The 12,831-nt window shown below is 33.9% G+C and carries 8 protein-coding genes; all 8 read right to left on the bottom strand.

Annotation, left to right across the window (positions count from 1 at the left end; all coding sequences use genetic code 11):
- Positions 1 to 47 precede the first annotated feature (47 nt).
- Entirely contained in the window at positions 48 to 500 is a 453-nt protein-coding gene (locus tag NTX22_17535; protein ID MCX6152332.1) for an SUF system NifU family Fe-S cluster assembly protein, read from the bottom strand.
- Positions 500 to 1,771, bottom strand: coding sequence for a cysteine desulfurase (locus NTX22_17540; GenBank protein MCX6152333.1), 1,272 nt, complete (start codon positions 1,769 to 1,771; stop codon positions 500 to 502). The genes NTX22_17535 and NTX22_17540 overlap by 1 nt, the downstream gene beginning before the upstream one ends.
- Positions 1,772 to 1,779: 8 nt before the next feature.
- Positions 1,780 to 3,117, bottom strand: a complete 1,338-nt coding sequence (gene sufD, locus NTX22_17545; protein ID MCX6152334.1) for a Fe-S cluster assembly protein SufD — start codon at positions 3,115 to 3,117, stop codon at positions 1,780 to 1,782.
- A gap of 18 nt (positions 3,118 to 3,135) precedes the next feature.
- On the bottom strand, positions 3,136 to 3,912 hold the full coding sequence (sufC, locus tag NTX22_17550) for a Fe-S cluster assembly ATPase SufC (protein MCX6152335.1): 777 nt from the start codon (positions 3,910 to 3,912) through the stop codon (positions 3,136 to 3,138).
- A gap of 118 nt (positions 3,913 to 4,030) precedes the next feature.
- Positions 4,031 to 5,476 (bottom strand): Fe-S cluster assembly protein SufB, encoded by a 1,446-nt coding sequence (sufB, locus tag NTX22_17555; protein MCX6152336.1) that lies wholly within the window; start codon positions 5,474 to 5,476, stop codon positions 4,031 to 4,033.
- A gap of 296 nt (positions 5,477 to 5,772) precedes the next feature.
- Positions 5,773 to 8,307 (bottom strand): M20/M25/M40 family metallo-hydrolase, encoded by a 2,535-nt coding sequence (locus tag NTX22_17560; GenBank protein MCX6152337.1) that lies wholly within the window; start codon positions 8,305 to 8,307, stop codon positions 5,773 to 5,775.
- A gap of 114 nt (positions 8,308 to 8,421) precedes the next feature.
- On the bottom strand, positions 8,422 to 9,720 hold the full coding sequence (locus NTX22_17565; GenBank protein ID MCX6152338.1) for a T9SS type A sorting domain-containing protein: 1,299 nt from the start codon (positions 9,718 to 9,720) through the stop codon (positions 8,422 to 8,424).
- Positions 9,721 to 10,121: 401 nt separating this feature from the next.
- Positions 10,122 to 12,758 (bottom strand): M14 family zinc carboxypeptidase, encoded by a 2,637-nt coding sequence (locus NTX22_17570; GenBank protein ID MCX6152339.1) that lies wholly within the window; start codon positions 12,756 to 12,758, stop codon positions 10,122 to 10,124.
- Positions 12,759 to 12,831: the final 73 nt, after the last annotated feature.

Below are 12,831 nucleotides of genomic sequence, written 5' to 3' on the forward strand. Positions count from 1 at the left end.
ATAAACATTTTTCCAACAATTTAGCAATTAAACAACGCAACATTTTTTTACTCAGTCGTCGCTAAATTTTCTTTTTCTTTCAAAGCTGTAAGCATTGTATGCCAGGCAAGACTTGCACACTTTACCCGTGCCGGGTAATCTCTTACACCAGAAAATACTGCAAGTTTTCCAAGCTGCTCCGGATCAATTTCAGTTCCTATTTTTGAAGTTACAACCTGATGAAATACTTCAAATAACTCTTCAGCTTCTTTCTTTGATTTTCCTTTTAGAATTGAAGTCATCAATGAAGCAGATGATTTTGAAATTGCGCAACCACTTCCCTGGAATGAAATATCTTTAATCTTTTCATCTTCAAGATCGATATATACCCAAAGATGGTCACCGCACAGCGGGTTATATCCTTCACTTTCATGGTTGCAATGTTCGCACTTCCTAAAGTTGCGCGGACTTTTATTATGATCCAGAATTACTTCCTGATAGAGTTGACTTAAATCTGACATTAGCTTAAAACCCGGATTACTTTATGAATACCATAAACAAGTTGATCTATTTCTTTTTTTGTATTATAAAATGCAAACGATGCCCGCGCCGTTGCAGGTATTCCAAACCGCTGCATAACCGGTTGTGTACAATGATGCCCGGTTCGAATTGCAATTCCTTCGCTGTCTAAAATAGTTCCTATATCGTGCGGATGGATATTATTCAAAATGAATGATACAACTGCGGCTTTATTTTTAGCCGTTCCAATAATTTTTAATCCATTTATCGATAACAATTTTTCAGTGGCGTATTCCAAAAGATCATGTTCGTGTTTGGCAATCAAATCAAAATCTAATTTATTCAAATAATCTATGGTAGAACCCAAAGCAATATTTCCGGCAATATTTTGTGTGCCTGCTTCAAACTTGTTGGGGATGTCATTAAAGATTGTTTTTTCAAATGTAACTGAGCGAATCATATCACCGCCAGTTTGGTAAGGCGGCATTGCATTTAGTATTTCCGCTTTACCGTATAAAACTCCGGTGCCTGTTGGCCCAAACAATTTGTGTCCGGAAAAAACAAAAAAGTCACAGTCAAGTTTCTGTACATCCACTTTTATATGAGGAACTGCCTGAGAGCCATCAATTAGTACTGGAATGTTTCTATTGTGTGCAAGTTCAATTATTTCTCTAACTGGATTTATAGTGCCAAGCGAATTAGAAACCTGAACAACAGAAACCAATTTCGTTTTATTATTTAACAGATTTTTATATTCATCTAAAATTAATTCACCATCATCGTTCATAGGAATTATTCGAAGCTTTGCTTTCTTCTCCTCGCAAAGAATCTGCCAGGGAACAATATTAGCGTGATGCTCCATCGCAGAGATTATTATTTCGTCTCCTTCATTTACATTATTCCTGCCGTAAGAATGGGCAACTAAATTAATAGATTCAGTTGCACCCCTGGTAAAAATAATTTCGCAGGCGCTTAATGCATTAATAAACTCTTTTATTTTCAACCGGGCATCTTCATAAGCAAGCGTTGCCTGCTCGCTAAGATAATGAACGCCTCTGTGGATATTGGAATTCAGATTAAGATAAAACTCTTTCTCAGCATCAATTACAGAAAGAGGTTTTTGTGCAGTTGCTGCATTATCCAAATAAACCAATGTTTTATTTCTAACTTTTGTTTGTAGAATTGGAAAATCTTTTCTGATTAATTCCACATCAAAAGTTTTAGTGGTTTTTGTTCTACGTTCAACATCAGAAATTATAATTTCATTGCTCATTGTATTCCCTATCCGACAGAAACTTGATGAAGTCTGTCTAATATTTTTTCGCTAAGTTGATCTTTCAATTGATCAATTTTTATAAGATCAATAATATCGCTTGCGAATGCTTTAATTAAAATTGAACGCGCTTTTTCTTTACTAATGCCACGGGATTGAAGATAAAACAATGATTGATCATCCAACTGTCCAACCGTTGCACCATGGCTGCATTTTACATCATCAGCAAATATTTCAAGCTGCGGTTTTGTATCAATCCTTGCATCCCTGGAAATAAGAAGATTTTTATTTGATTGATACGCCAGAGTTTTTTGTGCATCTTTTCTAACAATTACTTTTCCGTTAAAAACGCCCCTGGATTTTTCATCCAGAATTCCTTTGTAAAGTTCATTGCTGTGGCAGTGCGGTTTTGCGTGGTCAATCAATGTATGGTTATCAACCAACCTTTTCCCATCCGCCAAATACAAACCGAAAAAGTGGCACTCGCTGTTTTCATCAGCAAGAACTGCATTCAAATCATTGCGGATTATTTCTCCACCCATAGAAATAGTTGTCGAAGTAAATACGCTTGATCTTTTCTGGTGAACTTCCGTCCTGCTAATGTGGAAAGCTTTGTCCCCTTCATTTTGAATTTTATAGAAATCCAATATCGCATTTTCTTCCAGCACAATTTCATTTACTGAATTGAGCAAATAAGGATTTTCTGAAATGCTATGATAACTTTCAATAATCTTCGTCTGACTATTTTTACCGGCAAGCAAAATATTTCTTGGCTGGGCTAAAACGTTGGTTTTTTCATCTCCGGAAAGAAATAGAAAATGAATTGGATCTTCAACAATTAAATTTTCCGGTATCTTAATTATAACACCATTCAATGAAAACGCTGTATTTAAGGCAACAAAACCATTATCAATTTTTACATACTTGGAAAAATGATTCTCAATATATTTTACATCCGATTGTGAAAGAGAATTAAATTTTATTACTTCAATTTTTTCTGTCTGAGGTAAGCGTCTGGAAAGTTCTTTAACATATATTCCATTAACAAAGACTAAAAGAGTAGCTTTCAAATCCTTGATTAAATATTTCTCAATTTCATTTGCTGTAATACTGGTTTCATTTTCCAGAACTGCGGGAACATAATTGAAATTTAATAACGGAGTTAAGTTTGTGTATTTCCAATCTTCACTCTTTGTTGTTGGAAATCCAAGTTCGGCAAACTTTTCAATCGCTTGTTTCCGTAAACCATGAATGTAAGTCTTGGATTGTCCATTCAAATTTTTCTCAAAAATTTTAAACTTCTCGTTGTACCATTCTTTCAAATCTATTTTATTCGGTTGATCCATTTATTCATTTCCTGCTAGTTAAACCGTTTGAGTAATAATTTCTTCATCCTTAACCCAGTCGTAACCTTTCTCCTCAAGCTCAAACGCTAATTCTTTACCACCCGATTTTACGATTTTCCCTTTATAAAGAACGTGAACAAAATCCGGGACAATAAAATCAAGTAGCCGCTGATAGTGTGTAACAACAACCACAGATTTTTCCTTACTCTGTTCTTTGAAAACATTAACACCATTTGCTACAACTTTTAAGGCATCAATGTCCAGACCTGAGTCTGTTTCATCTAGGATTGCAAGTTTAGGATCTAATACCGCAAGCTGAAAGATTTCATTTTTCTTTTTTTCGCCGCCGGAAAATCCCTGGTTAACTGGTCTGCTTATCAGCGATTGATCCATATTAACGACTTTCATTTTTTCTTTGATAAGAGTTAGGAACTCCATAGCATCCAGTTCTTCCAAACCTTTGTGCTTGCGAATTTCATTCAACGCAGTTTTAAGAAATGTTGCGTTACTTATTCCCGGAATTTCCACGGGATATTGAAACGCAAGGAAAATTCCTTCGTGTGCTCTTTCTTCAGGATTTAATTCCAGCAGGTTCTTTCCTTCAAAAATAACTTCTCCGGAAACAATTTCGTATCCTGGTTTTCCTGCAAGAACATTAGCGAGTGTACTTTTACCGGAACCGTTAGGTCCCATTATGGCATGAACTTCGCCAGCTTTTATTTCTAAATTTATTCCGCGTAATATTTCTTTTCCTTCAACATTAACGAACAGATCTTTAACTGATAACATTTTTATTTCCTGATTTATATTCATTGTTATATTGTTTAATTGTTCCATTGTTTCTTGTTCATTTTTCATTCTTCATTCTACATTCTACATTCTACATTCTACATTCTACATTCTTCACTCTTCCTCATCCCACGCTTCCTTCCAGACTTACACTTAAAAGTCTTTGCGCTTCAACTGCAAATTCCATCGGTAGATTGTTGAACACTTCTTTGCAATAACCATTTACAATAAGATTGATAGCATCCTCAGTTTTAATTCCTCTTTGATTCAAATAAAAAATCTGATCTTCACCAATTTTTGATGTTGTAGCTTCGTGCTCTACAGTAGCAGTAGAATTATCAACTTCCAGGTATGGGAATGTGTGCGCACCGCATTTATCGCCAAGTAAAAGCGAATCGCATTGCGAATAGTTTCTTGCACCTTCAGCCTTAGCTGAGATTCTTACCATACCTCTGTAAGTATTATTGCTCCTTCCGGCAGAAATTCCTTTTGAGACAATTGTGCTTCTTGTATTTTTTCCAAGGTGAATCATTTTGGTTCCGGTATCTGCCTGCTGGTAATGATTTGTTAAAGCAACAGAATAAAATTCGCCGATTGAGTTTTCCCCCTGAAGAATACAGCTTGGATATTTCCACGTAATAGCGGAACCGGTTTCAACCTGCGTCCAGGAAATTTTAGAATTTTTTCCTCTGCATGCACCACGCTTTGTAACAAAATTATATATTCCTCCCTTTCCTTCAGAATCACCTGCATACCAATTTTGTACGGTTGAATATTTTATTTGCGCATTATCCAAAGTAACCAATTCTACAACTGCGGCGTGTAACTGGTTTGTATCACGGATGGGCGCTGTGCAGCCCTCAAGATAACTTACGTATGCGCCTTCTTCGGCAACAATTAATGTTCTCTCAAACTGTCCTGTATCTGAAGCATTAATTCTGAAATAGGTTGATAATTCCATCGGGCATCTTACACCTTTGGGTATGTATACAAATGAACCGTCTGAAAATACAGCGGAATTAAGCGTAGCAAAAAAATTGTCTGTATATGGAACAACTGAACCAAGATATTTTTTAATCAGGTCCGGATGGTTTTGAATTGCTTCAGACATCGAACAAAAAATTATTCCGAACTCCGAAAGTTTTTCCTTGTAAGTTGTAGCCACGGAAACACTATCGAACACAGCATCAACAGCTACACCTGCCAATAATTTTTGTTCATTCAACGGTATACCCAATTTTTGAAATGTCTTTAATATTTCCGGTTCTACCTGGTCAAGGCTATCATACTTAGCTTTTTGTTTTGGAGCTGAATAATAAACAATATCCTGGTAATCGATTGGAAGATAAAAAACATTCTGCCACTTTGGTTCGGTCATCGTTAGCCAATGACGGTAAGCTTTTAACCGCCATTCTGTCATCCATTCAGGTTCATTTTTTTTTGTAGAAATTAAACGGATAATATCTTCGCTCAAACCTTTTGGAGCCGAATCCATTTCAACATCTGTTACAAATCCATATTTATATTCGTTGTTAGCTATCGACTCAATTGTCTTAACTTCGGTACTCATTTCTCATCCTTTTCAAAAAGTGGTTGATTAACTTAATCAATCTGGAAAAAAATAGCAAGATTGCTCTTAAAAAATTTTCTTTTGTACCTTAATAACAGAAATGAAACAAATAAGGTTTCCAAATAACCTAAAAATTCGAATTGAAGGTCCGGGGGAAGAAGTTAGATTATAAAAAGCCTAATCTCATTATTGTCATTCCCATGAAAGTGGGATTCCAGACTTTTAATGCGGTTTATAGATTCCTGCTTGCGCAGGAATGACGTTAATATGTATTGATTTGCATTGGCAATTTGATTCTATTTTATCAAGCACATCTTTCTACTGGATCTAAAATCTCCAGCATTTAAGATGTAAAAATAAATTCCGCTTGAAAATTTGCTGCCATCAAATACAACCTCATAATTACCTGGTTGTTTCTCTTCGTTAACAAGTGTTTCGATTTCCCTTCCAAGTATATCAAATATCTTTAATGATATTTTTGTCATTTCACCTCTTACGCTTGACGGAACAGAATATTCTATTTTTGTTGCTGGATTGAATGGATTCGGATAATTCTGATATAAAAAATATTCCGCAGGAATAATATTTTCTTCTTTACTTTCTACTTCCGTTGTCTCGTTAAATTTATTTAACATTATGTTTTGCACAAGTTCTTTTGCTTGTTCCTGTTTCATATAGTAAAGAGGAAAGCTGAGTGTTATTACTTTATAATCATTACCAAGGTATTCTACTCCGACAGGCATTCCTTTCATACTGCCTTTTATGGTTGTAGAATCAAATTTGGTATCATAGGTATATATTTCCTTGGCTCCAGGTGCAGCAGAAATACTTTCAATATTTTTTAAATGAAAATTAAAATTTGATGTTGTCTTAGTAGTATCAACCTCCAACAAATTATAACTTAGATCGATTGGCTTTGCACTAAAAAAGAGTGTATTTGGCTTTCTTTCCGCATTCTTTATCTTGAAGACATCATACATAAAATCTCCAACAATGTAGTCTTCTTTATAAGAAGTATTATTTACCAAAGCTTTTGAAGGAAGATAACTAACAAACAATAATCTTCCGCCAGCCGCTAAATATTTTTTAATATCCTCCTTGCTTTCATAAGCAAGCAAATTTAATTCATCATTGCCATGCCATACAACTGTAGAGAAAGCACCAAGATCTGCGAAAGTAACATTTCCCTCTTTTGCTATATCATAATCCTTTTTGTTAAAGTTAGAAAGCAATTGATTAAAAAAAGCATCAACTTGTTCATCTGATGGATTGGTTAATATTCCAGTACCATCCTTTGTTTCATCAACAACTAAAATTCCTTGATCTAATGAAACTGCACGTGATTTAATCTTTTCTGTTTTTGGACTTTCATTTAATTGGCTATCAATTGCTGCAATTGAATAATAATAATACTGACACTTTTGAACAGTATTATCTAAATAAAAAGTATCCCGAACAACCTCGTTATTAACTCTCAAAGGCAGATCATCAAGATTATTTGAACGATAAACATTATAGCCAATTATATCATTCTCCTGGTTAGGATTCCATTTTAATTCTATCTTTCCCATAGTCGGCATTACTAAAAAAGCCGTCGGGGTTAAAGGAATACTTCTGGGCGTCTGGGTTTTTTCTATGAATAGACTTTCATTCCCGTCTTTATCTAAAGAGGCAATACCAATGAAATAAGCGGTATCAGATGAGAGGTTAGTTATGATGAGAAAATTATTTGTGGTTATAAATGATGTATCATAAACCCCATGCTGTATGCCCAGATAAATTTTATAGCTAAGAAGACTATCTTCATTTTTATCCCACGTGCAAATTAATGAATGACCATTTCCCCAATCAATAACCTTTATGTTTCCAGCATTTGGTGGTGCTTCTGCTGCGGAAATTACTGTAGCGCAAATTCCTTTAATAGCTTCTGTACAATATTCAACATTTAGATTCGCCAAAACATCATTTTGAGAATGAATATTTGGCGTTATATCAGTTTCCATAAATCCTATTGACGGAAATCCAAACATATTAAATGCATAACTGTCGGAAGGATCGCCTAACGAACCAGTCACCGGAGTAATTTTTGAAAAAGGTCTGAAAGTTGTTTTAGTAAATTCTCTAAAATTAGCAAATCCATCATAGTAATTAATTTGTACTTTAGATTCTGTTAGAGGTTTTAAAGTATGACCTATCATATCAAGGTTAATAAGAAATCTTATTTTTTCCTGTCTTTCATAAGCTCTTTTAGCATAATATCCACTTCCATATCTCCCAATTTCCTCTGCTGCAAATGCTATAAATTTAATAGAAGCAGAAAATTCATAACCTTTTAACTTTATCACACGGGCTATTTCAAGCAGTGAAGCAACACCGGTTGCATTATCATCTGCTCCTGGCGCTGAAATCAATGGACTTGTATATGAAAACGAATCATAATGTGCACCTAAAATAACTGTTTCATTATTCCCGGCTTCGCCGGATAATGTTGCAATTACATTCCTTTGTAATATGGAATCTTTTTGATTATAATCGGCGACTAAAAAAGATTCATAATCAACCTGTTTATACCCAAATCTTTTGAAAGTTTCTGAAACCCATAATGAAATTGAATCCCTATTAGTGCAATAGGCATATCTTGTTTTAAAATCCTGCAATGACTGAATATAGCTTCTGATTGAATCACGGTTAATCTCTGAAACTATACTTGTAATAAGAGAATCTGTAGACGGTGAATTGGAAGATTTACTAAATATCGGATTTGTTTGTGAAGCAATAAATCCTGCTAAAAGCAAATGAAGATAAAATATGCTGATGATAATAGATTTCATATAATCCCCTCTGTTTATTTTCAAAAGCAATTTATAACAATCGTTTTATAAAAACAAGTAAATCAGTTTTATCTTTAAGTCTATTTATCAAATATTAAAATGTCTTAAGTATCATTATTTAATTAAGATCATTTTCTTAACAGAGCGAAAACTGCCTGCTCGTAGTTCATAAAAGTATATTCCGCTAGAAAATCCCGCTGAGCGTGAGCTTGCGTTAAATTCTATTTGATAAAAACCTGCTGGCTTTTCTTCATTTACTAATGTTGCTACTTCTCTTCCCAGAACATTATAAACTTTTAGTTCTACAAATCCTGGGGCAGGAATTTGATATTCTATTTTGGTTGTTGGGTTGAATGGATTGGGATAATTTTGGGAAATTGAATAATGTATGTTTTCATCCTTATTTTGCTGAATATTAGTTGCCACTCCACCATTATTATTTGTTCTGAATATTTTCCCGTTATCACATAATAACCAACCGTTATTGCTGTCAGTAAATTTAATATTTCTTCCCCCCAAACTTCCGTTTACAAGTTTACTCTCAGTCCAGGTAGTTCCAGTATCGCTGCTGAAAAATAATTTATCAAAATCAGTAAACCATAACCTGGAAGGATAGCCTGACAGAAATTCCAAATCGTGGTGGCTGCTTTTTGATTGAATTGATAATTCTTTCCAGTTAATACCCCCATCAGTTGTTCTGAATAATCTGTCAGTTGAAGGCCAATTATCAGTAATAATTATTCCGATATTATTATCATAAAATTTGAGCATATAAATATTTTTGGTGGGATATTTTATTGATGCCCAATTTCTACCACCATTTATTGTTTTAAATAATTTAGATGTCCACGTATCAAAAAAATACCCGGTATTAAAATCTGGAAAATCTATTGGATAAAATTGATCCCGAGAATATGCACCGATAAGAAAGGAATCATTTACTGCGACCCAATTTTTACCACCATTATTGGTTTTAAGTATTAAAGCCGGAGTTTTACTATTTGGTGCATCTCCAACAGCAACACCATTATCCATATCAAACATTTTTATATAATCAAAAAAACTGGTTTTACTTGAGTCAAGATATTGTAAAGACCAATTTATTCCACTATCTGTTGAATTAAATATTTTTACATCGGTACAAAACCAAATATTATTTTCATTAGTAAGTGTTACTATATTTGCATCCGGGGATTCGGGAGATGAAATTAATTTCCATGTTTCGCCTTTATCAGTAGTAATATAAAATGGTCTTGGCAAATCACCTTTTAAATGAATTATAGCTGTACTACTATCACAAACATCAATTGAATTAACTGAAGACCACATGCTTGGTAATGAAGGATTTTTGACTGAATACCATTGTGCGGTAATATTCAGATATAAGAGAAGTGTTAAAAATAATATTTTCATAAAAGGTTCCTTTTAATTTACCTAACAACAATTGATTTCCTTTACTAAAGATGCTTTTGATGAAATAAAGGTATTGAGATCAATAAACTTCATTTTAGTAGAGAATATGAAAACAATGCCGAAAAATATTCTTAACAGATTGAAGAAGAATGAGGTGGGTTCTTGTTTATTATACTTTAGTTCCATTTTATCCCGCCGATGTAAGGTTACTAAAACAATAATCACAATAGAATTAAAAACTAAGTGCAACGTAATAGTAAAGGATCTTAATGTCAAATATTATTTATTTTAAAAAAACTTCAGCTTTTTCTTTGGCTTCGTGTTATTTCTGTCCTTCTTAGTTCCATTTGTCTACTCAGTTGTTTTTTGAAATTTACTTCTTTCTGAGGCGACATTTGTCGTTATTTCAGGATTATCATCTTCTTTGTTTCAGAAAAATTTCCGGCAACCAATTTATAATAATATATTCCACTGGATAAACTGTTTGCATTGAATTCAAACTGGTAAATACCGGATGGCTTTTTTTCATTAACCAAATCGGCAACTTCATTTCCCAAAACATCATAAATTTTTAAAGTAACATAACTGGCTGTTGAAATCTGGTAACTGATAGTTGTTGATGGATTAAAAGGGTTCGGATAATTCTGGTTCAATTCAAATCCATAGTTATTTCTTACAAAAACTTCAATTGATTTAGAGTTTTTAGTAGTACCATCAAAATCCTGCTGTACAATCCGGTAATACGATTTTCCAATTGTTGGATTAGGATCAATAAATGAATATTCGCTTAATTGATTTGTCGTTCCATTTCCTTTTAAAAAAGCAACTTCCAACCAGCTTTTATTGTCGCTTGATTTCTGAATCTGAAAACCTTTATTGTTTAATTCCGTTGCGGTAGTCCAGCTTAAGAGGACAGAATTATTTTCAGCAATGGCAGAAAAGGAAATCATTTCAACAGGAAGAAGCATGTAATGTAGAATTGTAATATCATCGATATACCAACCATCTTGCGTTGAATAAGAATCTGAGTGAAGTTCAAATCGTATTTTAATTTGCTTACCGCTTAATGAAGAAATATCTATTTCCTCCTTAACCCATTCGGGTTCGCTTCCATCGTAAAGATATTGCCCGGCAGGTTGAAAGTTACCTGTTGCCATATTGCTATATTTGCCTGGAAGTGCAAACCAAGTTGAACCATTGTTAGTTGTAAACTTTATTTGTCCATAATCATAATCAGCTTCAATGTTGAACCGGGTCCAGAATGAAAATACGGAATTTGAAATTCCAGTAAGGTCTATTGAATTTTTTAAAGTCATTAATATATTTGCATTGTTTGGGTAATCTCCATTTTTACTATCAGTATATGAGTTAGGAGGGCTGTAAAAAAAAGAAGTTGTGTTAGACCAGCCGGATGTTCCGTTCATTGTCCACAAATCAGAAATATTGTTTGTTGTATCCTTAAAAACATTTTGCGGCACACCAAGGAAAAAACCAATTGTATCACTTTCTGTTTGTACACCATCTGTAAAGATGTTAAAAACTAATTTTATTTTACCTTGCGAAATAGCATCAGGTAAAATTGCAAATGTAAATGGAGAAACAGTGCTTACTTCAGTTCTTTCAGAAATGGAATTGAAATTAACTGAAGAATTATTAACAACAACTTCAGGATTTAACGAAACAAGCTGAGCGGTTATATTACTTGCAGAAGAAAGACCCTTGTTCTTTAAAACCGCAGAAAGGTTAACATTATCCCCCGGATTAAAAAACTGTTTATCAAATGAATACGAATGCAAACCAACAAAACCACCAGCAGCCCAGGTTAAATAAAGATTTGGGAAAAGATTTTCCTGAGCTATAGTGAATATATCACTTCCAGTTGCCCAAAAGCCTGTGTTACCAACTTCGGGAGTCATAGAAATTATTTTGTTCTTTGTTGATTGTTCACCATACATCCAGTCGTCGGAATCTCCGTTTGTAGGATAATTAACAGTGGTATAACCGGTACCACACAAATAGTTATTGAACTGCGTCATATCAGAAGAAAATTCACGGAAAATTTCCGAGTCTGGAGTTTCGCTAAAAATATAACCCCATGGGTAAATTAAATAATTACCATACGTATGATAATTTAAAGCTGTTTTGAAATTATGCGTATTGCAAAGATTGCTGACAGCCTGTATTTCCGGTTCTGAAAAAGGTGCAGTTCCCCGGTAGGTTTCATCATATAGCGAAGGGCTCGATCCAACATTGTCATATCCCCACATGTAACCATAATTTCTATTTAAGTCTACTCCATCCGGACTTCTCCGGTTCTTTCGCCACATTCCCCCGCTCCCATTAAATTCATAACCATCCACATTTACTACCGGTACAAAATAAATTTGTCTATTGTTTACTAGGTAAGTTACTTCGGGATTGGTTCCATAATTTTCCAATAAGTAAAACATAAAATACATTACAGACATCATTCCTTCCGGCTCCCTTGCATGAGTTAAACCAGTAAATAAAACTTCTGGTTCGTTTTCATTCTGATCCGGATTATCTGAAATCTTAAATGCATATATCGGACGATTTTCTACCGAAGTACCAAGCTGAAATTTTTGAGTTGTTATTGCCGGATACTTAAAATGCATGGTATCAAGTTCATTATTCACTTCCTGCAAAGTATAATGACCGCCCTTTGAACCATAACCGAATCCTGAAACTCCAAACATTTGGATGCTTTTTTGCAGTATTGATTTTTCTTCAGAATTGCTTAGCTTAGGCAATTTTGAATAGTACTTATTCCAATCATCAATCAGAACATCATACTTATAACTTGAGTTGCTTAATTTTTTAAATTCCTTGTCACTTAAAAAAATTGAAATTGAATTGTCTTTTCTTTCAAATTTAGCTTCATCAACTGCAAAGCCCATACTGGCAAGGTTAATAATATCCTGTTTATCAGCCAGATAAATTTTTATTTTTTTATAATTTTGTGCATTTACTGAAGCAATAAATAAAACAACTACAAAAAATGACAAGAAAGTTTTCATTTTTGGATCCATTTGTTAAGAGACATAATTTATGATTTCAAGATAATCATAAATTATATTTTTAGCTTCAGAT

The sequence above is a fragment of the Ignavibacteriales bacterium genome (assembly GCA_026390815.1).
In the GTDB taxonomy this organism is placed as follows: domain Bacteria; phylum Bacteroidota; class Ignavibacteria; order Ignavibacteriales; family SURF-24; genus JAPLFH01.

Excerpts from the sequence above, each read along its gene's own strand:
- NTX22_17535 (MCX6152332.1), bottom strand. The coding sequence starts at position 500 with ATGTCAGATTTAAGTCAACTCTATCAGGAAGTAATTCTGGATCATAAT.
- NTX22_17540 (MCX6152333.1), bottom strand. The coding sequence starts at position 1,771 with ATGAGCAATGAAATTATAATTTCTGATGTTGAACGTAGAACAAAAACC.
- sufD (MCX6152334.1), bottom strand. The coding sequence starts at position 3,117 with ATGGATCAACCGAATAAAATAGATTTGAAAGAATGGTACAACGAGAAG.
- sufB (MCX6152336.1), bottom strand. The coding sequence starts at position 5,476 with ATGAGTACCGAAGTTAAGACAATTGAGTCGATAGCTAACAACGAATAT.
- NTX22_17560 (MCX6152337.1), bottom strand. The coding sequence starts at position 8,307 with ATGAAATCTATTATCATCAGCATATTTTATCTTCATTTGCTTTTAGCA.
- NTX22_17565 (MCX6152338.1), bottom strand. The coding sequence starts at position 9,720 with ATGAAAATATTATTTTTAACACTTCTCTTATATCTGAATATTACCGCA.
- NTX22_17570 (MCX6152339.1), bottom strand. The coding sequence starts at position 12,758 with ATGAAAACTTTCTTGTCATTTTTTGTAGTTGTTTTATTTATTGCTTCA.